A 23,518-nucleotide genomic window follows, 5' to 3' on the forward strand; every position below is an offset into this window, starting at 1 on the left:
TCTTAAAACTGGCCAAGCCAGCGAGCAGGGTTTTTGATGAAAATCGTATCGATATCTTCCTGGCTGACGCCTTCGTTCAATAGACGAGGGATGAACTTTTTAATAATGTACTCAAAGCCAGGGCCTCCGCCATAAGCATGTAGATAACTCTTTCTGCCCATATCGGCTGAAACTAACAGCTGTTCAACATAACCATTTTCAATCATATTCTTGATCAGTTCCACTCGCACGCTGTCAGGATAGTATTTAATTTTGCTGACTCCATCAAATTGAACATATGCTCCACGCTTAGCGAGCTCAAGGTGGTAGTAGGGATCTGCGTTTCGGTCACTGTGGCCTACAGCGACTTTGGATAAGTCTACGTTTTCTTCCTCAAGGATATCGAGCATTTCTTCCCCCATAGTTCCAGCTTCGGTATGGAGCCAAACGGGTGCGCCAGTCTCAAGTTGCGCCCGTGCCATTGCCCGAGTCACCTTTTCCTCAAGAGGGTGGATGAGCTGATCCCATGAACCGGATTTTAAGAAGCCAGCTTTAGCAGAAGTACCGTCCATACCTACCGTAACGTCTCTGACTAGTTTTTGCGTAATTTCTTCAATTTCTAATGCTTGTACCCATCTTGGAAAGTAGATATGTTTGTTGAATCCGGTTGTCATGACGAGATTTACACCAGTTTCTTCGGCCATTCTGATAAGGTGCTTGGCATCTCGTCCGTAATCCATTGTTGTAGCATCTACAAGCGCATTTCCGCCCGCGCGTTTAAATCTCCAAAGTTCACTTACACTAGCTTCATAGTCTGTTAATTCTAAATCTCGATCCTTTTGACTAGCCGGTGGGTTTGCCCATAAGTGTTCATGGCTGTATGTGAAACCTAAATCTTTTGCATCAATATCTCCTAAAACGGTACGAACTTTACCCATTATCATCACTCCTGATCTTATTATTTAAATAGTGAGAGGAAAGAATTTTCGCTCTTTCCTCTACGGGCATTGAAATTAAATTTGAATTCCGAACAGCATGCCAACCAGACGAATGAGGATTACTACGATGATTGCATCCGGAGAAGCGAACCATAATCCTTCAACGCCATATTTTGTTACATCCACAAGAGGGTAGGCAAGGGCAATTAGCAATGTCCAGCTGACGCCTAAGAAGAATCCACTTATAATGGCTCCGCGTCTACCGCCAGTTGCATTTCCGAATACACCTGCTGCCCCGCCCATGAAGAATAGACCAATAACAGAAGGTAAAACGACGACTGGCAATATGCTAGAAATAGCTGTTACCAATAAACTGCCAATCAATGCAGCCAAGAAGCCTAGTGTTACTGCGATTGGTGCGAATGAATAGAAGATTGGGACATCCAATGCAGGCTTAGCTCCAGGAACAATCTTTTCACCGACCCCTTTAAAAGCCGGGACTATTTCTCCTAGGAACATACGGACACCTTGAAGTAATACTAAAATACCAACAACAAATGTTAGTGCGGACATGATAGAGAATTGGATCGCGTTCTGCCCGCCAGCTATTTCCGCCATTTTTGCTGGTTCTACAAAGAGGGAAGTAACAACATAGATGACGATCATGACTATACCCATTAATACACTCATATCTTTTAAGAAATCGAGTGACTTAGGAACTTTTACATCTTCAGAAGACTTTTCTTTATTCCCAAATTTTCCGCCCACCCATCCAGACAAGCTGATCCATGAGCTGCCCCAGAAACCGAAGGCAACATGATCATTTCCAGTTATTTTACGGACAAATGGCTGAGAAATGGCAGGGAATAATACCATTGAGATACCTTGTATAATCGAGCCAAGGATGACAGTCATAGTTGATGATAACCCCATTTGATGGAAGACGATCGCCATTGTACCTGCGAATGAGAACATCATATGGCCAGTAAGGAAGATGTACTTCCATTTTGTGAATCTTGCAATGACTAGATTGATTAGGAAAGAGAATACAAGAATGAAAGCAGTTTCTTTTCCTAATACATTTTGTACCGCTGCCACAAGAGCATTATCTTCTGCCACAATGCCCTTGAGTCCGAATGCTTCGGTAAACATAGTGCTGAAGGGTATTAAAGCGGTTACAATTATGTTTGCACCTTGCTGGAGAATCAAGAAACCAAATATCGTTTTTAAGGTACCCTTAATTACATCGGAGGTAGACTTTCTCAAGGCTATTAAACCTAATGCTGCGATAAGGGCAAGGATGATGGCCGGATTACTTAAAATAGATACAATGAAATCCAGCATCTATTTCACCCCTTTAGCAATTTTCTCAATGACGGGCATTACCTTTTGCTCTATTTCTTCCTTATCTAATAGATTATTAATGGAGACTACTTCAACAGATTCACTGCTTAACTCAGAGGCGATTTCGCTGGAGGTGACCATAAAGTCACAGGCTTTACCCTTGGCTGACCCCAAATCTACAGCTTCGCCGTCTACATCATACCCATGTTTCTTGGCTATTGCCTGAACGTCCATCAACAACATTAAAGATGTTCCAAACCCCATTCCACACACAGTAACAATTCTCATTTTCCCCACTCCTTAGTTTAAAATTGAAAGAATTTCTTCTTCTGAATCCGATTTCAGGATGATTTCCAGCTTAGCCTTATCTCCCAACACAGCGGCGATCGATTGCAGCATTCCAATATGACTTGTACTATCAGTGCCGCAAATAGCACAGACCAATTGGACAGGATCATTTGTAGGGTGGCCGAATACTACTGGCTTCTTCAGCCGTACCAGGGAAAAGCCCTGCTCAAGAACACCATGTTCGGGTCTTGCATGAGGTATAGCAATGGAAGGAGCTAAAACGATATAAGGACCGACATCTTCAAAGCCTTTTACCATCGCATCGATATATCCCTCCTCAACTTTGTTTTCCGCAGCCAGTAATTTGCCTGCAGCCCGAATGGCTTCTTCTGCGGTTTCTACTTCAACGTCCAATTGAATGAGGTTTTTATTTATGGTTAGCATCTTTACTCTCCTTCCGTATTAAATGTTTTTAATTTGTTTCTGCCGACTAAATCAATATCATATTCATAACGATCAGACCTGTTGGCCATTTCAACCATCTCGAATGGGGTTCCATCAGGTAAATAGGAAACCCGGGTGATATGAAGGATAGCTGAATCCGGAGAGATCCCTAATTCCAATGCTTCTAAATCGGTGGACAGTCTAGCCTTGATTCTTTCATGTGCTTGTTCAAGATGGATACCGTAATCTTCCTCAAGTACTTCATATAGAGATTCCTTCATCAGGCCTTTTTCCATGAAACCAGGTGTGAATTTTGAACGGAAGTAGTTGATCAGGATTGAAATAGGTTCTCCGTCTGCACATCGCAAGCGCTTCAAGCATATAACCTTTTCTCCTTTGGCTAGCTGCAACTCTGCAGCTATTTTCTTCGATGGCTCTATTTCATAAATCATCATATTTTTAGTTTCAGTGTGTTTACCTTTTACACGCATTTCTTCAGTCCAACTAGTGATATTACCAGCTTTTTGGACGATATTTTTTGACTGTACGAAGGTTCCCCTTCCTTGAGTCTTGGTCACTACACCTTCATTGACGAGTTCCTCAATTGTTTTCCTGACGGTAATACGACTGACACCAAACAACTTTTCTATTTCTGACTCAATCGGAAGAGCATCGCCTTCCTTTAAGTTTTCCTCAATATACTCCATAAGAGCATCTTTTAATTGCTTATAAAGAGGCATCTTTAAGTTTTTATCTAATTGCAAAATGGTTATCACCTTCTTTTTTAAAGATTATGATGTATTATATGATAATTACTTAATTAAATATTAACATTATAATGAATTGTGTCAATTTTTTTTTTATTCAGATAAAGATTATAACCTTTTAGAAGAACATGGGGACGGTTCTCGTGTTCCTTTTAGGAACACTGGAATCGTCCCTGTCTTCTACTCGCACGGGGAAGCGCGGGGGACGTACCCTGAGAGACACCGGGAAGGTTCTTATAGCGGACATTCAGAAGTTTTGCGAGAAAAAAGCACGATGAGTGGTTTTTTAACTGCTCATCGTGCTTTTTGTTTTTCCTTTATTTACACAACACGCAAAATTAATAGTCCATTTTTACTGCATTATTATTCCTTGTAAATTCTCTGTAGTTCATAGACACAGGTACGGTTCTCGTGTCTCATTCGGGAGTCGAAATAGTATTAGTAAGCGTGAATTTGACATTTGTAAATTATTGCTGAATTTGTATCCAGGAGATGGTGGGGACGTACCTGCACTAGGATGAGATTGATTTATGGTGATTGTTTCTGACTTTGAATAGTTCAGGATAGGCGTGTTTATATAATTTCATCATTGCTTGCTTTGCTGTTTTTCTATAGCTGAGGTGGGTGGGTGGCTGGCTGGCTGGCTGGCTGGCTGTGGTGGTGATGTCTCTGGATGGTGGTTGTTGGTCGCAGATGTTGACGGTGACTTGGTATTCTTCTGGATAGTGGATGATGTCCATTTCAATTTCGTCGCCGAATTCATTCGTGAATTATCTTACTTCCCAGGAGTGATAGTCGATAGGTTTCATATCGTCACCTACTCATCCACTTATCTAGTGAAGAAAGCGTGAGGTCGTATTCTCGAATAAGATTCTTTCTTGGCTTTCCATTCTGATGGAGTTGAACGATCTGTTGTTGAATTCCGGAGTGAATGTTCGGCGTTCTTTTTTAGTCATTGTAGATTTCTCCTCAAATGTATTATCTGTAGTCTGCTTGCCCTTAATTTTTCTGTCCAACTAAGTGTAACCTATCCATAGCACGAATTTGCTAAGAGAGCGTTTGAAATTGCTGCGAGCGAGGAGCACTGTTGAAAATTCAAACTTGTTGTAATGATTAACTCAGTTAATACATAAACTCAGTAGTGTAAACGGATACAAAAGTAGTAAGAGGGGAAAATGATGTGAAAAAATTAAATATGAAGAAGGGCGCAAATCTTGAGGATATTCAAGAAATGAACCGTTCATTGATTTTAAAGCTAATTCGGAAATATAAAGTATGCACTAGAGCTCAACTAGCTAAGGATACTGGCTTGAAGCAGGCTTCTATAACAAAAATTATTGCAAGCTTAATAGAGCTTGGGATTGTTCAAGAGCTTGGGGTTGTTGAAGGTGAAAGGGGCAGACGTTCGATTGGGATTTCGATCAACAACCACTTGTATAAGTTTATCGGTGTTAAACTGTCGAGGAAATCTTTTTCGATTGGTGTTTATGATCTTTTTGGAGAAGAATACAAGTTCAGCAGTAAAAGCATTGACATGTCAAAGGGAGCGAAGCTGACGCTAAACAATATGAAAAGAGTGGTACAAAAGTTTCTAGTGGAACACGCTGACGTCGCAGCTATAGGTATTGCGATCCCAGGTCCATTTTTAAAAAGTAAAGGAAGAATCGCTCTAATTACTGAGTTGCCAGGCTGGGAGAATATTGACATTCAGAAGGAGTTCACTAAAGCTTTCACTCTGCCAGTGTTTATTGAACATGATGCGAACGCAGCGGCTCTAGCAGAATGGTGGTTTAGTGATAATCATTTTGAACATGGGGTGATGGTAAATTTCCTTGCTGGTGAAGGCGTTGGAGCGGGAATTATCATTGATGGTCAGTTGTTTTCTGGGAGCCAAGGGATGGCAGGAGAAGTAGGGCATATGAGTATCGATTTCAATGGCAGAAAGTGTTCTTGCGGAAGTTTTGGTTGTTTGGAGAAATATTGTACTACATATGCACTTGTTCATCATACGAAAGAAAACTTAAGCGTGCATGCTGAAAGTGTTCTAAATGATGGGGAAAACATAACAGCAGAAAGAATCTTTAAGGCTATGGACTCAGGAGATGAATTAGCAATCGAGATGGTAAAACAAATGGGTCGATATATGGGGTTTGGAATTGTGAATATCGTAAATGCCTACAACCCCAATTGGATCATTATTAGCGAGACGATGTCGCGAGGAGGGGAATTGTTATTAGATTCGATTCGTGAAACGATAAAACCTAGACTTATTTCGAGTGTATATGAGAATTTAACGATTCAAATTACGGAGTTTGCCAATGATTCCATCCTATACGGTGCAGCCGCCATCGCGGCAGACCATTTCTTAAAATCCCCTAATCGTTATTTATAACCACTCCAGTTTCTCATAACATTTTGGATTCCATATTACATTATTTTTCATATAGAAAGGATGAATTTTTCATGCTAAATAAACAAAACAAACAGTACCACATTGATCTTGCTAAGGGTGATGTTGGGCGCTATGTTTTTTTACCTGGAGATCCAGGCAGGGTAGAGTTAATAGCTAGTTTATTTGATGAGTCATGGAAGGTTGCAGAGAACCGTGAGTACAAAACCTATACTGGTTATGTTGATGGAATCAAGGTTTCTGTCTGTTCCACTGGGATTGGCTCGCCGTCTACTGCGATTGCGGTTGAGGAATTAAGTCGAATCGGAGCTGATACTTTTATTCGCATTGGCACAGCAGGACCGATTCAAGATTATATCCAACCTGGTGAGGTCGTTATCGGAACCGCTGCGATTAGGGATGAAGGAACGACTAGGCAGTATATGCCAATGGAGTTTCCGGCGGTAGCGGATTTGAATGTTTCCATGGCGTTATGCCAAGCGGCTACGAATCTGGGGAAAAAATATCATGCAGGTGTGATCCAATCGAAGGATTCGTTTTATGGAGAAGTCGAGCCAGAAACGATGCCTCTTGCCAATACCTTGAAAGAACGATGGAATTGTTGGATCGCAGGCGGAGCGCTTGCTTCTGAAATGGAGGCGGCAGCTTTATATATCGTTTCGTCTGTCAGAAAACTGAGAGCTGGCTGTCTGTTGAATATGTCGGGTTCAATGGAAGAAACCATCAAGGTTGGTTTAGAGGCTATTAAAATACTAGAAAAGCAAAACCAGTAGGAGGGATCATTTTGAGCACTCCAATCATTGAGTTCAGGAACTTCTCCTATTATTACCCTAATACAGAAGAGCCAGCTATTAAAAATATAACAGCCACTATAGAAAAAGGAGACTTTGTGGGACTCATTGGGCCAAATAAAGCAGGGAAATCGACCGCGTGTCTTTCGATGATTGGAATTGTTCCTCATATTATGGGAGGCGATTGGATAGGGGATGTTGCTGTTAACAAAGAAGTCATCGAGTCCTCTAATGTCTCTGATTTTACCAAAGTAGTCGGCGTCGTTTTTCAAGATGCTGAGAGTCAGTTTACACAGGAAACCGTTGAAGATGAGATTGCTTTTGCGATGTGTAATATGGGCTTTGAACGTTCAGAGATGATGAAACGAGTACAGGAAGTGGCTGTTAGTTGTAATTTAACACCATTTCTGGCGCGCTCTCCTTTTCAACTTTCAGGCGGGCAGCAGCAACGTCTAGCGGTTGCCTGCCTTCTTGCCTTACGACCGCAAGTGATTATTTTAGATGAGTCGACCGCTCAGCTAGATCCGAAAGGAAGGGAGGAAGTATTTAAGCTGGTTAAAGAATTACATCAACGAGGGCGAACGATTATTATGGTAGACCATAACATCGAGAAAATGGCGGAATATACGACGAAACTGATGGTCTTTAACGAAGGGGAATTAAAGTTGTATGGTCCCACAAAGGATATCCTCCAAGAAAAGGAATTATTGAACCAATATCGTATTCGATTGCCGCAAGTAACCGATGCCGCATATGGTTTAAAGGAAGTCTATCACTTTGCTCAGCTTCCAATCAATCTAGAAGAAGCGAGTCAGAAATTTAAGGGGTGAAGGGGGCAGGAGAATGGAAAACATTATTCAAACAAAGAATCTTGTCCATGAATATAAAGGAGGAGTGCAGGCATTAAAGGGTGTTGATATAAGCATTTTGCCTAATGACCTGGTGAGTATCATTGGCCAAAATGGCAGCGGGAAAACCACATTAGTTAGGCATTTTAATGGACTATTAAAGCCCACTCACGGCTCCGTCATCATTGATGGTGATGATACGACGAATAAAAGTGTCAGTTATTTATCACAGAAGGTTGGATATGTGTTTCAAAATCCGAATCATCAAATATTCTCCTCTAGTGTTATGGATGAGCTAAAGGTGGGTCCGAAGAACTTCAAATTTAGTGAAGCCAAAACAAAGGAACAAATTGAGTATGTAGTAAATTTACTGAATCTTGAAAATATTTTAGAAAAACATCCCATGATATTGGATTATACCAGAAAAAAACTAGTAACCATTGCCTCTGTGCTTGCCTATGCCCCTAAGGTCATGATTTTAGATGAACCAACGGGTGGGTTAGATGAGGACGGAAGGCAGCTTCTAAGAAAAATCATTTCGCTCTTACATGAACAAGGAAACACCGTGATCATGATTTCACACGATATGGATTTTGTCGCGGAGAATACAGACAGAGTCATCGTGATGGCAGAGGGTAAAGTCTTATTGGATTCCCACATAGCTAGTGTATTTGGGGAAACAGAAATTTTAGAAAAAGCATGGATTGAACCTCCACAGATTACGTTATTAGGATTAGATGTTGACCCCGAAAAGCGAATATTTTTAAGTGTAGGAGACTTTGTTTCCCACTATAAAAATAGATCAATTCAAAACTAATCTATTTTAAGGGAGGAAGAAAGCAAATGGAAGAAAAAAAGACCGCAACCCTTAACAGCAAGACCCGCACCACGTATGCCCTTATTCTCATTCCTATTGGCATTGCCATCAACGTGATTGCTGGAATGATTGCCGGGCAGCTAAAGTTACCGATTTTCATGGATTCGATCGGAACCATTGTCATCGCATCTATTACGGGGCCACTAGTCGGTGGTATTACAGGCTTGCTGACAAATGTTGTGTTAGGGCTTATTCATGGTGATGTGTTAGGAATGGCCTTTGGTTTGTGTAATATGGCTTCAGGTATCATTGTCGGTTATATGGCTAAAAAAGGGAAGTTCAAGAACTGGCTTCACATTGTACTTGCAACTGTCCTAGTTACATTAGCAAATTCATTCATTGCAGCGCCTCTAGTGGTATTCCTCTATGGTGGCGTCAGTGGCGCTGGTGTTGATTTACTGGTTGCCGGTTTCCTTGCTGCTGGAAATGATATCTTCTCTTCTGCCTTTGTTGCTAGATTGCCAGTTAACTTAGTTGATAAAGGAATTGCGATTATTATTGCTTTCTTAATTTTAAAGAAACTGCCAGCGAATATGAAAAATTTAATCCCTGTTAAACAGAAAGACTAAGGATATGATTTCATGCTAAGTATTCATGAAAAGGATACGTTCTTAAAGAGAATGTATCCAATGACGAAAATATGGGCCTCATTGGGTTTTATTGTCGGTGTATTTACTTTTTCTAATTACTATATTTCAAGTGTCATATTTGTCCTAGCCCTACTGGTTATTTTAAAAGAGAAAATGTTCAAGGAATTTAAGGTTTTATTAATAGCGGCTATACTTCTTGGTATCAGCTTGTTTTTAATACAGGGAATTTTATCTCCATCCAACCAGACTGTGGTTTGGAACATCATCTCTGGAACGGGTATTACGTTATATCAAGAAGGTTTAACAACGGCTGCTAATGTGTATTGCCGAATCGTTCCGCTTATTGCCGTTTTGTTTATAGCGATTCGGACCTTAAATATTACGGAGTTGGGGGTTGCTCTAAATAAAGCGGGTGTATCTTATCGAGCCAGTTTTGTGTTAACTTCCACTTTCCAAATCATCCCGGTTCTGAATAAGGAAATGCATCAGGTTATGAATGCCCAGAAATCGAGGGGGTTGGATACTGAGGGGAACTTGCTTAATCGAATGAAGGCGTTCATTCCGATCATGGTTCCGCTGATTTCGAACTCCATTATGAAGGTGCAAAACCAAGTGGTTGCATTAGAAAGCAAAGGTTTTAATTCGAGTGCTAAGAAAACGTATTACCGCGATCCTCCGAAACAGAGAGTTGATCATTTCATTGTTGCTAGTACAACTCTTTTCGCAGTCTTTGGAGTGGCTTATAGGCTGTATTTGATCTTTATGTGACAATTTATAGGTAGAGATACTTGTGAGAAACAAGTATCTCTATTTTATCGAAGAGCTGTTATTGGGTTAGCAGGCCTTTAGAAAAAGCAAAAGGGGGGGCTGGTTAGATGAATAAATTAGTTGGAATCGATGTCGGAACCTCCAGTTTAAAAGTACTGGTCACGAACGAATTTCTGGAAGTTTCAGATCATAATAGAGTGGATTATGATATTAATCAACCATTTCCTCAGTGGGCAGAGCAGGATCAGAATACATGGTGGCATGCCGTTTGTACATCTCTATCTTCGTTAGATTTAAAGGAGGAGCCGATAACGATTGGGCTGTCGGGTCAAATGCATGGTTTGGTGGCGGTCGATATTTATGGTAAGCCTGTTAGACCCGCTATCATTTGGGCTGATCAACGATCGGGTTTGGAACTACAAAAAGCCTTAAGATTCGTTAACAACGAAAAGGTACTTAACCTTTGGCTCGGAACGTTATTGCCATCCTTGTTATGGGTGAAGGAGCATGAACCGGATGTTTATACGAAAATTGATAAGGTGATGCTTCCGAAGGATTATCTTCGTTATAAGCTAACGGGTAAAATTGGTACGGAACATACGGATGCCTGTGGAACTGGGGCCTATGATTTTTCAACGCAAAATTGGGATTATGCACTTTTGGAAGAATTAGGTATAGACTCTTCGTTATTTCCCCCAATCCATCGTTCAACTGATGTAGCAGGAATGCTCATTCCAGAAGTTGCCCGTCAATTAGGTATTTCTGAACAAAGTAAGGTGGCTTACGGTGGTTCAGACCATTCGATGCAGCTTCTGGGAAACTCTATATTTTCTAAAGGAACATTAAACTGTAATATCGGCACAGGAAGTCAAATTAGTTTAACACAAGATTTTCATAAGGGTACGGGATTAGAAGGTTTAAGTATCTTCTTGCATGCGGTAGAAGATCTAACGAATATTGTGGGAACGAGTTTGAATGGCGGCAGTGTTCTTCAGTGGATGAAAGGCATTTTAGGATGTGAATTTTCATATGAGTATTTTGATCGGCTGGCAGAAGGGGTGAATGTAGGCAGTAACGGTCTAGTATTTTTACCATATTTAAATGGTGAACGAAATCATCCACAGGCAAAAGGTGTTTTATATGGATTGACTTCTGACCATTCCACTCCACATCTCATCAGGGCTGGTATGGAGGGAATGATTTATGGTTTGAGGGACCTTTTGGATGATTTTAAGAAAGCGGGACTGACCTATGATCGAGTTATTTCCTCTGGTGGAGGCGCAAAAAGTATGGTGCTTTTGCAAATGCAGGCAAATATCTTTCAAAGTGATATCTATGTTTGTGATACGGAGGAGCAAGCAGCAATGGGGGCTGCTATTGTTGCTGGGTTGAGTGTGGGAGTCATTGAATCACTAGATTCTGTTGCTGGATTATTAAAAGATAAAGTAAAGCTTATGGCAAGTCCAGTGGAAGAAGCTGTTGAAGCCTATAACAAGGGTTATGAATTTTTCCGAAAAATTTATAACCAGAATGTAAGGGAGGATTTCTAAATGAGTATGCTTGGCAACTTACCATTTGACTTAGGTGGAACGACACGGCAAATATCACCGGAAAATCCGACAGGTGAGAAAGGAAAGGCTTGTCTATGGGAACCTAATCCTTCAGATCCCTTTTTAGAACATAGCGATGCTGCTCTTGACCTTGGTAAAGGCTATAAGGTACGGCCTTTTATTAACGTGAGATCAGGAGAAACGGCAGTGTTGGCTGACATTAAGGGTATGGGGATGATAAATTACTTTTTTATCACTAGCAGTCTAGAAAACTATAGTGAGCTTGTGTTGCGGATTTATTGGGATGATGAGGAACATCCTTCTGTAGAATGTCCATTAGGAGCTTTTTTCGCAATGGGGCATGATAGTCAGCCTCATCTTGTTAATTCTATACCAGTCGTGGTGGCTCCAAGAAAAGGCTGTAATTGCTACTGGCAAATGCCGTTTAGAGAAGGAGCCAAATTTACCTTAAGTAACGAAGGGCCGATAGATTCGTTTATTGTAGCTTACAAAATTCAATACAAATTGAAGGAAGTTCCAAAGGATGCAGGCTATTTTCATGCTCAGTATCGCAAAAACGTGACGAGTATTGAAGATCCCAACTATGTGATTGTCGATGGGATAAAGGGCAAGGGGAGTTATGTCGGTACATATTTGGCTTGGAATGCTCTTTCGAGTAATTGGTGGGGGGAAGGTGAAGTTAAATTTTACCTGGACGGAGATACCGAATACCCGACCATGGCTGATACGGGAACGGAAGATTATTTCGGAGGGGCATGGGGTTTTTCAAATGTCGATACGTCAGATAACCAAACTTTTCAGAACAACGAGCAAGCCTTTAGTTACCCTTACGTAGGAATGCCGTTAGCTAAAATTGTCAATGACCATGCGCCCCGGAAGTACAGTCTTTATCGGTGGCACCTACTAGACGCCATCGGCTTTGAATCAGACCTAAAAGTCACTGTTCAAACCCTAGGATGGTACCCAAACTTCCCGAAATATAAACGATACAAACCCTTGAGCGAAGACATCGCATCCGTCGCCTACTGGTATCAACAAGAACCTCATAATCCATTTCCTGCACTGCCAGATTGGAAGAAAAGGTGGGATCGATGAGGGTGCGCTGGAACCGTCGCCATGTTCCGGATATTGTTAGAATATACAGAATTTAAAGTTTTTTAGTAGACTTTCCAGAAAAATCCTGATATATTTGCATTAGATAGTTAAATAGTACTAGGGCAACCTATCTGAAAAGGTAAGGACGCAAAGCTATAGGGGCTAAAACAGGATTTCCCGTTAAGCCAGCCAGTTGCAGATCACGTGAGCCCTCTTGTTTTAAGTGGGTTTTTTGTTTGGGTTATTTTAACTAATAGAGGAATGGGGAGAAGGCATGAAAAAACTAATGTCTATTGTGTTTTCGGTAGCATTGATTCTGGGAATTGCATCTACAGCCTCAGCAGAAGAAAATCGTGATGTTCAGAGAGCATTGGAATTGATTGAGAAAACCAATATGGAAATTGAAAAGAAGATTGCCAAAGGTGTGGAAGAGGCAGACGAGATAAGGGTGGACTATTTGGAGGATGTTCGGAAGATTGAAGAGGGTAAAGAGATCAGAAAAATAAATGAAGAGAAGGAAATCGTGTTATCTGAATTAGCGAAAGTGGAAAATGATGAAAAGAAGAAAGAAAAACTAAATGAGAAGTTAGCAAAATTAGAGATTAAGTTGGTAGAGGAAACGGAGAGACTTAATGCGAAACTCCTGAAAATCAGCCAGGAATTAGATGAACTGACAGCCTTGCTTTTATCGGCGGAAGGCAAGGATGAAAAGAAAATCAGGGAAAAGATCAGCAAACTGGAAGAAAAGATGAACAAAAGAGAAGAGATGCATCAAGCCAGAACCGAGAAATACGTGGAAGACCTTGATAAGGTCATCGGCAAAGTTTATGATGAAACACTTGAGATGTCTAATGAGACAATTAAAAAGGTTGCCGAATATGGGGTTACGGCGGAGTGCAGCTGGCAACTTGTCCGTTTTGGCGATAAGGAAGTCTGGATTGATCCTGTCAGAGTCGTAGGTCTTTAAATTACTGAAAATTAAGATTGTATAAACTACTTAAATAAATTACAATTATAGGTAAAGAGTCTATAGAACTACTATAGGCTCTTTTTGTAATTTTTCGTTAGAGGTGGTTCATGTGCCATTTCATCTTGGCCAAAAAGGAACGAATATTGAAGAATTCCAAGCTGAACATTTTTCGATCAGTTTACTAGGGCGAGGCGGAGGATCAGAAGTAATGGTCCAGACGATCGTTAAGGATACTCTTTTTTACGTATATCCAAGTGAGAACCCGGATGTCATGGAGTTTTTCTACATCCTGGAAGGGGAACTGGAATGTGAACTGGACGGAGAGAAAATAAAACTTGGGGCGCATGATTATTACTCTGCGATGAATATTGAAAAGCCAATCCATTTTAAAACTCTAACAGATGTTAGGTACTTATGGGTGATAACGGAGCCTACTTTTTATCAATTGAGCGAGAGTATTCAGCGTCTGAAAAATATTGTTAATGAGGTTGAACAGAAGGATCCATATACGTATAAACATAGTGAAAGAGTGTCTCAATATGCAATGAAAATTGCCAAAAAACTCAAGCTTTCCAAAGAAACTCTGGAAAATTTGTATATATCCTCGATCCTGCATGATATTGGAAAAATACATACGCCTGTTGAAATTTTAAACAAGCCGGGTAAACTGACAGATGAAGAATTTTCAGCAATTAAGCGCCATCCAATAGATGGTGCCCAAATGGTGAAGGATCTGTATTATGAGGGCATCGCTGCCATTATTGAACAACATCATGAAAGACTGAACGGATCCGGGTATCCATATGGATTGAAAGAAGAAGAAATCACCCTTGAAGCCAGGATCATAGCCGTCAGCGACAGCTTCGATGCGATGACAGAGGATCGAGCCTATCGCAAGGCGTTTACTGCCGAATACGCACTAAATGAACTAAGAAGATTAGTAGACACACATTATGACCGAGAAGTAGTAGCCGCCCTTGAAGAAGTGTTAAAAGAGGAAGGGCATGTGTAGAAGCACAGGGACGTACCTTGTGCTTCTTTTGTTAGCCTCAATTTCTGAGCAGAAAGACGTTTTCCATTTCGGATACCTTCTGTCTGCGACAAGAGAACCGTCCCCATGTTCATGTTCCTTTTACCAAGAGAACCCCATTGTAAATAAACCATGCTGGAATAAACAGTAATCCTCCTAATCCCATGCCAATCTGTACGAAGATGGAGAGGCCGGTCACGTTTCCAAGCACAGTCAAAATAAAACATCCTCCACTTAGCATTCCAAGGATGGATAATGCTCTTTGCTTTTTCCTTCTTAAGGTCATGGCACCAAAGGTAAAGATCCAAAGGCCAACAAAGCCAAAATCCAGCCATCCTTGTGGGCTAAGTTCCACCAGACCTGCCCATGAAAGGACTACTGTTTCGAGAATTTCTCCGCCCCTGTGTACTGCCTGATGGCTTAATTCATGGTCCAATCCGGTTTGTCTGAAATTATTGATGGCTAATAACGAAAATCCAATGATGGCCATGATTTTAGCGAACGGATACCATTCACTGTGCTGTGTAATCTCTTCAATGGTCCTGGAAAGAGTAAGGACCACCATGATGCCTAACACTCCTAAAAATCCTAATATATAATGGACGGCTACCAGCTGATTCATATACGTAACATGGTCAACTACAGCATTTTCTCCTGGAGGGGACAGCAACACAATAATGACCGTTACGATATACAACACGCCAACAAGGATGGCAGAGATCCCGCCTAATTTCGTCGATTTCATAAGACAGCTCCTTTTTTTTGATTTAATGATTGGGTTTTAAAACTAAGGCAAGATAAGTATGAAATGCTTCAAACTGGGATCTTAAGTTCGTTTTAACAGGACCTAAATGAAAACAGCCTATATACAATCCATCGCAAAACGTGATAATCGTCCCGGCAATATCATTGATTGGGACAATAGGGGAGAACTCGTTTTCTTGCACTCCTTTATTCATGATAGATGAGAAGCCTTCGCGGGCCTGTTCAAAGCGATTCTCCAAAAACGGAAGATGCTTATTGGTGATCCGGCCTGTAGTGAAATAATATTCATATATCGCAGGAACTAATAAATCACTCCCATTCTCAATTGCATCTTGAATGCTATTTAAGATATAAAGCAAAGCCTCCCAGTTTGTTCGGCCATTTTCATACACTTCTTCCAAGTCCCAAACATCTTCTAAATCCCGTGTTCTTAACAATTCCAAGAAAATATCCTCAGTATTTTGGAAGTAAGTATACACACCACCTCTGCTAATCCCAGAATGATTGATAATATCCTGAATCGTCGTTGCGTGAAATCCTTTGCTAATAAATACATCCTTCGCAGCATCTAAAATCATTTTTTTTCGCTCATCACGATGTTCTTTCGAAACAATAGGTGTCACTAAATACCTTCTCCTTTATAAGAGTCATTCATGACTCTTATAATAGTAAATATTTCCACGATTGACACCAGTGGAAGATGTGGAAGCATGGGGACGTTTCTTGTGCTTCTTGTGTATGGAGAATACTTATTAAATGAGGATATTTTAAACATAAAAACTCATCCCTTGAACAGGATGACTTTAGAACAAGAGATGGTTCTCGCTTTCCAAACAGAACATAAGAACTGTCCCCATGTTCTAGGGTTATGGCATCTCATTAGTCCCAAAAAGAAATGGTTGAATTTTTACTTTACATCCAGTTCCAAAGACCTATATACTTAATATGTAAATAATTCCAAATCAAATACTATGAAAAAGGTAAACTTCTTGAAAGGGGAGGGCGCAAAGCCGTGAGTCTAAGGCATGCTGAGGTGTGCTATGATCGTCAGGTTTCCATAGAATAGAGATCCTCTTGCTATGGCTTTTTGTCATAGTTTTTTTTATTATCCGGGAGGGGTAAATAGCATGAGCTTTCTTAAGACGTTTGGTAAATATGCAGGAAAAACCGCTGGGATTGTAGTCGGAGGACCAATCCAGGTTATTGGGGAGTTAACTGGATCAGATGTGATCGAGGACATCGGTAAAGGAGTAAGAAAAGCCTCTGAGTTCGCTGGAACTACAGTTGGACAAGCTGCTGATGGGGCTGTTGGGACGGTTGCGGGCATCATCAATGACAATCCTGCGCAGCGTGATCAGGGCTTGAATGAAATCGGAAGTGCTGTTGGAAGGACTGCAAAAGGAGTCTATCAAACTGCTAAACACACGGTTCATAATGGCGGTGAAGTCATTGGCGGTTTTATCGATGGAGATCATGCCCGTGTTAAAAAAGGTGCCATATCCATCGCTAAAACGGTTGCCATAGGAGCATTGGCTGTAGGAGTTGTCGATATTGTCGACGGTGTTGATATTGCTGATGCGGAGGAGACTGGATTCGATATACCAGATGAAGAAGTACCATTCGAGACCAAAACGATTGAACTTCCCGATGGAGAAACCGTTACTGATTCCTTCCCTGTATTTGACTGTGAATACGAAGTGGAAATAGAGGAAGACATGTATCTGAGAAGCGATTATATACATTTTACATATGCTAACTATGAGTTATATGAGGATATTCAAGGAGATCCGGAATTAGCTGAAGAGCTAGGCTTGAACGAAGCTGACATTGAAGCTTTGTCCAATGGAGATAATCCAGAAGGATACACCTGGCATCACAATGAAGAGCCAGGAGTCCTGCAGTTAGTTGACCGGGAAACACATGCAAGCGTGGGACATACCGGAGGCCGTGAACTTTGGGCTGGCGGGAGTGAGTATAGATAAGGTAGAAATAGCAAAATAGAGCCAAAAGGGGCAGTGCGATGGGTTTCTTTAGGAATGTAGTAGAAGTAGGTAAAATCTTCGCAGATTCAGGAAAAGAATTAGGGCAGATTTTAAGTGATGGAAGAAAAGAGTTTACCGAATTGATGACTGATGGCTTTAAAGAAATGGTGATTAAAGGCAACAACGATTATAAAACATCTTATGAAAAAAATAGTGAGGCCGGAGAGATCCTGTATGAGGCTCGAAGGAAGTATGATGTTTTGTTTGATGATGTTCACACTGAAATTCTTTGTGTTGAAACGTTGATTGACGATCATTATATCTATAAAAAGAAATTGTATGAAGAGATTAAAAGTCAATACGGAGCAACGGTGGAGAAATATATAACTGACTATCATTTGCAACGAAAGGCTTTTTATTCCTCTCAAACTGAGGATAGCAATCCTTTCATGCCTGCAGCCGCTGCGGTTATCGGTACATTGGGCTTAGGCCTTGTCGGTGGGGTTATTGGCATGGATTTAATCCAACAAAAAACGCGTGTGAAACAGGCAGATGCCTATTTGCAGGAATCGAAAAAAATAAAGGCGAAGCTGGAATTAGAGTGTGAAAGACTAAGAGTATTGAAAACAAATTTGGCCTTTGTTGAAAAAAGCATCTACGAAGAACGTTCGGTGATTGAGCGCCTGTATCGTCCTCTTAAAGAAAAAATGAAGCATACGGAAGAATTATTAGCTTCAAATTTTACCGATGAATCTGACGTCCAGGATGCAGAGCAAGCGATAGAAATCATAAAGATGCTGGAAAAAACGCTTACGACCCAGTTTCTACAAGACCAGGCTGTCATCACTATTCAGTATCAGGAACTGACTAAACAGTTAGAGCAATTAGTCCGACAATTATAGTGGAAACATCAAATTAAAAGGGGAAAAGTCATAATGAGTGTAAAGAATGTTTTTAGCGCATTGGATATAGCATCAGTTGTAACAGAAACGATTAATTCGGCGACAAGTTACTTGAAGACAAAAGAAGTGGAAGAAACCGAAAGACAACGTCTGATTTCTTGCCTCAATGCAATCACAGCTAAGATTGAGCTGGAAAGAGACAAGTTTGAGAAATTCATGAATAATAGTTTCGCAGAACGTGAACGATTATATAGCTCTGCAGATAAGGTACTTGAAAAGGGACTACAGGAAAATAATATGCAGCTTGTTACACTTGCATCCAATTTAATGATGAATGTCTATAACAAGAATCCGTTAGAAGGACTGGATAACAAAATGCAGGATGTAAAACTGGAGGGTCTTCAGCCTATAAAGACTTATATTGATTAATAGGAAGTGAAAATCATGTCCTCAAAAGAAGAATGGGAACAAGCTGAACAAATCATTAAAGAAAAATTAAAACAAGCAGCAGAAGAACTGGACGCAACAATAAAACAAGAAGAAGCAGAACGAGCAACGATCCTGGCCAAAGAACAACAAATTTACACCATCTTACAAGCAGACAAAGACAAGTTCAATGAAGAAATGCAAAACAAACAACAACACAACCAGCTGCAAATTTTGAACGAACAACTTGAAGAAGCTATTAAAAATAATGATCAAGAAGCAATTCAAAGGATAATGGTGGAGATGAACAGCATTTAAGGAACATGGGGACGGTTCTTGCGTTCCTTTTAGGAACGCGAGAACCGTCCCTGTGTTCGTAGCACGCTGTTCTGTGACACCACGAATATATTTGGAAGGAATGTAAATCCTTATGAAGAAACTAACTATTTTTCATTTACTTACATCTTCAACATTTTTACATGAATGGTTCCATGCAAAAGTTTTAAGAAATATTGGCGGTGGTGATAAAGTTTTTATTGTTTTAGGTGTTCATAATGAAGATAGAGGAAAGAGATTAATTGAAACAAATCTATTAGAGAATGAGGCTTATCAATGCTGTACTTTTGATGGATTTGCAGTTTATAAGAGAAAAGACAAAATGAATATGGGGTTTGGAAGAGCTGACGTGGATGATAGATCTGTTTTAGATAAAGAGTTAGTAAAAAAAGCATTGATTAGCCCATTAGTATTTGGAACTATTATTTCAACTGTCTCATTAATAATTTTTATTCTTACATTTTTTTATGTAACATTAGTGAGTCTTAACTTTCTATTCTTGTCAATCATATCAACCTATTTTTTTATTCTTGGTATTCTTTGTGCGATTGGCTTTTTTGGGGGGACTAATTCTGATTACATGAGGTGGCGAAACCCTGCTTTGTATACAGAACATTGACAAGGATGTAACCGTTAAGGACGAAACACAGGGAGCCAAAACGCGGGACGGTTAATTTGTAAATAAAATAGGAGGAATGACTAATGGCAAAAATCCCTATACAACCAATTATTAAGACTTTAAACACCCATGGACCAAAAGTAAGTAAATTTGTTAAGGAGAATTGGAAAGACATATCAAAAGTGGTTGCTGTGGTGGGACCTTTTATACCAAACAAGAACAGTGATAAAACGAACTCTAAAGAAGAGAAAATGCATTTTAGAAAAACAAGATATATTGAATACAAGGGAGAAATTCTAAAAAACTTAGAGACTAAAAATAGAAGAGAAATCTTTCGTTATAAATTGGAAGTGGACCAATTTATTAACCAAATTAAACAAGAAGGTTACGTAAATAAAAATCCATTGAAAATTAAACGCATTAATAATTGGAAAGAAATTCTTCTTCAACTTGATGATAGATTAGCAACTAAAGATTATGAAGAATACTTATTGATCTATAATAATTTAGAGTATCAAAGCATCTATTTTGAAGGATTTGACGGGCAAATTAAGAAATTTAAAAAATTGTTAATTAATGAGAGCCCGGAAGTGTTATATGAATATATTAAAGAAGTAACCGGAAAAGAAATATCACAGATAAAAAGAGATTTTATGTAACCTTAGACTTTAAAACTAATACATAATAAAGATTGAAATTAGAAGGTATATAAAATGGGCAAGTGTAAGAAATATGGGGACGGTTCTCGCGTTCTAAATGGAATGTAACAACCGTCCCCATGTTTTCAATAAAAGTGGAAGCAGCCAAATTTCGCTGCTTCCACTTTCTTTTTATTCTTGAGACCCGTAACTAATCAAATTAGTAAATATCCTATACCCGCCAGGCACCTGACTCTGAATCTGGCGGTAGAATACCAGGTTCGTATAAAGATACGTTCCTTTGCCATACTTGGCCATCAGGATGCCGCCGTAGAATGGTGCTTCGTTCGGATCGGCCATGCTGACGAATGTTTCGTATTCTGGTCCCCATTGCATTGGGTAGTATAGTCCTCGTTCCTGTACCCAGTTATCCCAGTCGCTGTCTGTGATTTTGTTTGGATAGTTGAAGAGAGGGGACTCTGGCTTCAGGACGTTTACTTTTGCGTTTTCATCGGTTACGCGCCATTTGATGGAGACGTCGCCGATTTTTAATGGGTATGGTGCTGTTGTGTCTTTGTTCCAGTTGTCGCCGGTTGGCTTGTGGTACTGAACGACTAAGTGCCCGCCATCTTCAACGTATTTTAGTAGGCGTGCATTATTTTGGAGTAAATCGACCCTTGATAGGTAGGCGCGAATTCCGACGACGATGGTGTCGTACTGGCTCAGGTCACCTGTAGCGACATCGGCTTCTGTCAGCTTTGTGATATTCAAGCCTGCATTTGTTAGGTAATCCGCTACCATATCAAATCCGCTGTCGATATAACCGACTTTTAGGTTGTCGTTCTTCAATAGTTCGAATGCCACTCCGTGAACCTGTGCTGGATATTGATAATAGAATGTACCGATATGATCGTAGTTGATTTCCTGGATCGTTGAGCTGAATGTTTTGCCGTTTACTGACACTTCTGCATCGATATTAAAATCACCACTTTGGATGCCCGTTGGAGGTGAAAGGGTGAAGGCGACTTCTTTTTCCTCCAGCTGGCTGGCAAAATCAACAGATGCTGCTTTCGGCTCGACATTCCAGCCTGCAGGAACTTTTAAAGAGACGGAAGCCTTGGGTTTCCCATTGGAATAATTTTTAACTTTGGCTTTTACCGGGATTTCTTTTTGCACATTGGCTGTATTCACGATGATATCTTCAGGATTCAACTTGACAGCAGCATCCGGCAGTACCGCAATGGTTCCTTCTAGCTCCTGTTTATGGACGGTTGTCGTTCCATCCATTTTGTACGAAACGGATGCCTGCAATGCAGGTTCATTGTATGCATGATAGAAATCTGCATCCTCAGGAACGCTTACGTTAAAAGTAAGCTGGGCAGTCTCACCTCGTGAGAGGGCGTTTTCTTTTTTAGTGGAGGTGACTTTCCATCCCTTTGGTGCTGATAATGACACTTGGGTATGCTCCAGTACCTGGCTTCCGTTGTTTTTAAGAGTTACCTTAACTGTGGTCTCTTGACCCTTTGTAAGAACCGTTGATTCTGCTTCAGCTTTTACATCAAGGCTTGAAGAAACAAAGCTTGCTTTCTGTAATTGCTGTTCTTTTAAGCTGAGCTTATGAAGCAAATCCAGTTCCAGCTGCATATCAAGCTTTGCGTCCTCTGTTCTCTTTTGAAGATGGCGTAAATCCTTTAATGCTTTTTGTGTTTGTGTAAAAACAGCATCACGATCAGGATACGCAGCGATAATCGAATCTAATTTTTCCTGGAGTTTCGTGTATTGGACTTTTAATGAGTTAGCATTCTTCGGCAGTGTCTGTGCCCATTCTGTAAGGTCATATGGTACTCCTGCAAATAGGTCATCGTTGCTGTTTGTGTCCACTGATGTGTGAACCAGCTGAAGATGTGTCTGGCGCGGAGCTACTGGGATATCACTTCCCATACCTTGGCTTTTGTGCATATAGCGGGATTCCTCGCCAAGCTGAGGATAGCTCAAGCCATAAATCGGGTCGTACATTCCAATTTCGATTGAAATTTTGTCTGGATCATTTGCAGCAGCAGGCAGGTAAAACTTCTTCATTTTCCAGACAGATAGTCCTTCTTTTAACTGTTCAGGAAATACGTTCGGATCTGCTGCATCTTTAAAGGCGCGTTCTGTGAGGATGGCCATGGTGCGGTGATGGCCGTGCTGTGATGGGTCGTTCTTGAATGAAGGCATGACGATATCCGGCTGGTAAGTTCGGATAAAATGGATTAACCGTTCGTAGGTTTCATCTTCGCCCCATTTTGCCAGCGTTTCTTCAGGGCTTTTCGAGAATCCAAAATCATAAATTTCATCGGAGGTCGTTTCACTTAAATGATAGGCCGTTACACCGGTGATTTTAGCGGCTTCGATCATCTCACGGGAGCGGATGATTCCAAGAGCGTTACCGAGCTCATTGCCGATTTCATTCTGGCCACCTTCACCGCGATTGGCAATCAAACTGGCGGTTGTAACACCTAGCCCTCTGGAGAGGTAGGCTAAAAAGTCGCTTCGTTCATCATCCGGATGGGCACCGGTATTCAAAAAGGTAACAGTCGTTTCGAGAGGCTTTACTGCATTCCAAAGGTCAACGTCATGTTCCTGCGTCTCCACAGCTGTTCCGCTTAACGGCACCATCGACACGATCAGCAGGAAAGAAAGCAATCCAATCAAATACTTGCGCATTTTTGTAACCCCTTTCATTTTTGGATTCCGGTAAAAAATATCCCGCACTCCTTCCTCTTTATGTATTTATTCGGTTAGTTAATCTGTCTAACTAACGACAGATATAACCCCTAGTTAAAGATAATCACAGTTAGATAATATTGTAAATTGTTAAGTTGTCAGAAAATTAAAAATGGTCTTTTTATACTATTTTATATGGTAAAATGGAACTAAATGGATATTTAGCTTACTAATTTAATATCTTCACTTGCATAAATACCAGAACGAGCCAATATACCTGATAATAATTAGTTTTTTAATTTTCTGAACTTAATAGTTGAAAACGATTACAAACTATTATATATTTTTAGTTAATTAGTAAATCTTACTAACTTAAAGGCTCTGTAATAGCACGATGTTGTTTTAATAAAACCTGTTGATTGTAGTGGAAGGCG

At 40.4% G+C, this 23,518-nt stretch carries 25 protein-coding genes and 2 riboswitches; of the genes, 17 read left to right on the top strand and 8 right to left on the bottom strand.

Features of this window, described 5'->3' with window-relative positions:
* Nucleotides 1-2: 2 nt before the first annotated feature.
* The 5 genes from V7654_RS18870 to V7654_RS18890 form a co-directional block, all read right to left on the bottom strand.
* Entirely contained in the window at nucleotides 3-920 is a 918-nt protein-coding gene (locus V7654_RS18870) for a phosphotriesterase family protein (RefSeq protein ID WP_335432364.1), read from the bottom strand.
* A 72-nt stretch (nucleotides 921-992) separates the two neighbouring features.
* Nucleotides 993-2,261, bottom strand: coding sequence for a PTS ascorbate transporter subunit IIC (locus tag V7654_RS18875; RefSeq protein ID WP_335432328.1), 1,269 nt, complete (start codon nucleotides 2,259-2,261; stop codon nucleotides 993-995).
* Nucleotides 2,262-2,549: a PTS sugar transporter subunit IIB gene (locus V7654_RS18880; RefSeq protein ID WP_335432329.1), complete on the bottom strand. Its 288-nt coding sequence runs from the start codon at nucleotides 2,547-2,549 to the stop codon at nucleotides 2,262-2,264.
* Between the two features lie 12 nt (nucleotides 2,550-2,561).
* Nucleotides 2,562-2,993 carry a PTS sugar transporter subunit IIA gene (locus tag V7654_RS18885; RefSeq protein WP_335432330.1) on the bottom strand — a complete coding sequence of 144 codons (432 nt, stop codon included), beginning with the start codon at nucleotides 2,991-2,993 and terminating at the stop codon, nucleotides 2,562-2,564.
* A 2-nt stretch (nucleotides 2,994-2,995) separates the two neighbouring features.
* Nucleotides 2,996-3,757, bottom strand: a complete 762-nt coding sequence (locus V7654_RS18890) for a GntR family transcriptional regulator (protein ID WP_335432332.1) — start codon at nucleotides 3,755-3,757, stop codon at nucleotides 2,996-2,998.
* Between the two features lie 686 nt (nucleotides 3,758-4,443).
* Here V7654_RS18890 and V7654_RS18895 point away from each other — a divergent pair.
* The 11 genes from V7654_RS18895 (at nucleotide 4,444) to V7654_RS18945 (ending at nucleotide 14,692) form a co-directional block, all read left to right on the top strand.
* Nucleotides 4,444-4,611, top strand: a complete 168-nt coding sequence (locus V7654_RS18895; RefSeq protein ID WP_335432333.1) for a hypothetical protein — start codon at nucleotides 4,444-4,446, stop codon at nucleotides 4,609-4,611.
* Nucleotides 4,612-4,940: 329 nt separating this feature from the next.
* Nucleotides 4,941-6,152, top strand: a complete 1,212-nt coding sequence (locus V7654_RS18900) for an ROK family transcriptional regulator (RefSeq protein WP_335432334.1) — start codon at nucleotides 4,941-4,943, stop codon at nucleotides 6,150-6,152.
* 71 nt (nucleotides 6,153-6,223) lie between these two features.
* Nucleotides 6,224-6,943 (top strand): uridine phosphorylase, encoded by a 720-nt coding sequence (udp, locus tag V7654_RS18905; RefSeq protein WP_335432335.1) that lies wholly within the window; start codon nucleotides 6,224-6,226, stop codon nucleotides 6,941-6,943.
* An 11-nt stretch (nucleotides 6,944-6,954) separates the two neighbouring features.
* Nucleotides 6,955-7,791 (top strand): energy-coupling factor ABC transporter ATP-binding protein, encoded by an 837-nt coding sequence (locus tag V7654_RS18910; protein ID WP_335432336.1) that lies wholly within the window; start codon nucleotides 6,955-6,957, stop codon nucleotides 7,789-7,791.
* 13 nt (nucleotides 7,792-7,804) lie between these two features.
* On the top strand, nucleotides 7,805-8,626 hold the full coding sequence (locus V7654_RS18915) for an energy-coupling factor ABC transporter ATP-binding protein (RefSeq protein WP_335432338.1): 822 nt from the start codon (nucleotides 7,805-7,807) through the stop codon (nucleotides 8,624-8,626).
* A 26-nt stretch (nucleotides 8,627-8,652) separates the two neighbouring features.
* Nucleotides 8,653-9,255, top strand: a complete 603-nt coding sequence (locus V7654_RS18920) for an ECF transporter S component (protein WP_335432339.1) — start codon at nucleotides 8,653-8,655, stop codon at nucleotides 9,253-9,255.
* Between the two features lie 12 nt (nucleotides 9,256-9,267).
* Nucleotides 9,268-10,044 (top strand): energy-coupling factor transporter transmembrane component T family protein, encoded by a 777-nt coding sequence (locus tag V7654_RS18925; RefSeq protein WP_335432340.1) that lies wholly within the window; start codon nucleotides 9,268-9,270, stop codon nucleotides 10,042-10,044.
* Nucleotides 10,045-10,151: 107 nt separating this feature from the next.
* A complete protein-coding gene (xylB, locus tag V7654_RS18930; RefSeq protein WP_335432341.1) occupies nucleotides 10,152-11,594 on the top strand; it encodes a xylulokinase in 1,443 nt (480 codons plus the stop codon).
* Nucleotides 11,595-12,710 carry a glycoside hydrolase family 172 protein gene (locus V7654_RS18935; protein ID WP_335432342.1) on the top strand — a complete coding sequence of 372 codons (1,116 nt, stop codon included), beginning with the start codon at nucleotides 11,595-11,597 and terminating at the stop codon, nucleotides 12,708-12,710.
* Nucleotides 12,711-12,821: 111 nt separating this feature from the next.
* Nucleotides 12,822-12,911, top strand: a riboswitch (cyclic di-GMP riboswitch).
* A gap of 73 nt (nucleotides 12,912-12,984) precedes the next feature.
* Nucleotides 12,985-13,677, top strand: a complete 693-nt coding sequence (locus V7654_RS18940; protein WP_335432344.1) for a hypothetical protein — start codon at nucleotides 12,985-12,987, stop codon at nucleotides 13,675-13,677.
* A 112-nt stretch (nucleotides 13,678-13,789) separates the two neighbouring features.
* Nucleotides 13,790-14,692: an HD-GYP domain-containing protein gene (locus V7654_RS18945; RefSeq protein WP_335432346.1), complete on the top strand. Its 903-nt coding sequence runs from the start codon at nucleotides 13,790-13,792 to the stop codon at nucleotides 14,690-14,692.
* Between the two features lie 109 nt (nucleotides 14,693-14,801).
* On the opposite strand, the gene V7654_RS18950 is transcribed toward V7654_RS18945, so the two are convergent.
* Together V7654_RS18950 and V7654_RS18955 are read right to left on the bottom strand one after the other, a co-directional pair.
* Nucleotides 14,802-15,455: a hypothetical protein gene (locus V7654_RS18950; RefSeq protein WP_335432347.1), complete on the bottom strand. Its 654-nt coding sequence runs from the start codon at nucleotides 15,453-15,455 to the stop codon at nucleotides 14,802-14,804.
* A 22-nt stretch (nucleotides 15,456-15,477) separates the two neighbouring features.
* Nucleotides 15,478-16,098 carry a TetR family transcriptional regulator gene (locus V7654_RS18955; RefSeq protein ID WP_335432349.1) on the bottom strand — a complete coding sequence of 207 codons (621 nt, stop codon included), beginning with the start codon at nucleotides 16,096-16,098 and terminating at the stop codon, nucleotides 15,478-15,480.
* A gap of 346 nt (nucleotides 16,099-16,444) precedes the next feature.
* A riboswitch (cyclic di-GMP riboswitch) is annotated at nucleotides 16,445-16,535 on the top strand.
* A 67-nt stretch (nucleotides 16,536-16,602) separates the two neighbouring features.
* Here V7654_RS18955 and V7654_RS18960 point away from each other — a divergent pair.
* The 6 genes from V7654_RS18960 (at nucleotide 16,603) to V7654_RS18985 (ending at nucleotide 20,399) form a co-directional block, all read left to right on the top strand.
* Nucleotides 16,603-17,457, top strand: a complete 855-nt coding sequence (locus tag V7654_RS18960) for an HNH endonuclease (RefSeq protein ID WP_335432350.1) — start codon at nucleotides 16,603-16,605, stop codon at nucleotides 17,455-17,457.
* Between the two features lie 38 nt (nucleotides 17,458-17,495).
* Nucleotides 17,496-18,359, top strand: coding sequence for a hypothetical protein (locus V7654_RS18965; RefSeq protein ID WP_335432352.1), 864 nt, complete (start codon nucleotides 17,496-17,498; stop codon nucleotides 18,357-18,359).
* 33 nt (nucleotides 18,360-18,392) lie between these two features.
* Entirely contained in the window at nucleotides 18,393-18,788 is a 396-nt protein-coding gene (locus V7654_RS18970) for a hypothetical protein (RefSeq protein WP_335432353.1), read from the top strand.
* Between the two features lie 15 nt (nucleotides 18,789-18,803).
* The gene (locus V7654_RS18975; protein WP_335432354.1) at nucleotides 18,804-19,103 is read left to right on the top strand and encodes a hypothetical protein; all 300 of its coding nucleotides are present in this window, start codon (nucleotides 18,804-18,806) and stop codon (nucleotides 19,101-19,103) included.
* 112 nt (nucleotides 19,104-19,215) lie between these two features.
* Nucleotides 19,216-19,740, top strand: a complete 525-nt coding sequence (locus V7654_RS18980; protein WP_335432355.1) for a hypothetical protein — start codon at nucleotides 19,216-19,218, stop codon at nucleotides 19,738-19,740.
* Nucleotides 19,741-19,823: 83 nt separating this feature from the next.
* On the top strand, nucleotides 19,824-20,399 hold the full coding sequence (locus tag V7654_RS18985) for a hypothetical protein (protein WP_335432356.1): 576 nt from the start codon (nucleotides 19,824-19,826) through the stop codon (nucleotides 20,397-20,399).
* Between the two features lie 171 nt (nucleotides 20,400-20,570).
* Here the strand turns inward: V7654_RS18985 and V7654_RS18990 are convergent, their stop codons facing one another.
* Nucleotides 20,571-23,102 (bottom strand): NEW3 domain-containing protein, encoded by a 2,532-nt coding sequence (locus tag V7654_RS18990; protein WP_335432357.1) that lies wholly within the window; start codon nucleotides 23,100-23,102, stop codon nucleotides 20,571-20,573.
* Nucleotides 23,103-23,518 lie beyond the last annotated feature (416 nt).

Source organism: Bacillus sp. JJ1609 (assembly GCF_036967045.1).
Classification (GTDB): Bacteria; Bacillota; Bacilli; order Bacillales; family Cytobacillaceae; genus Mesobacillus.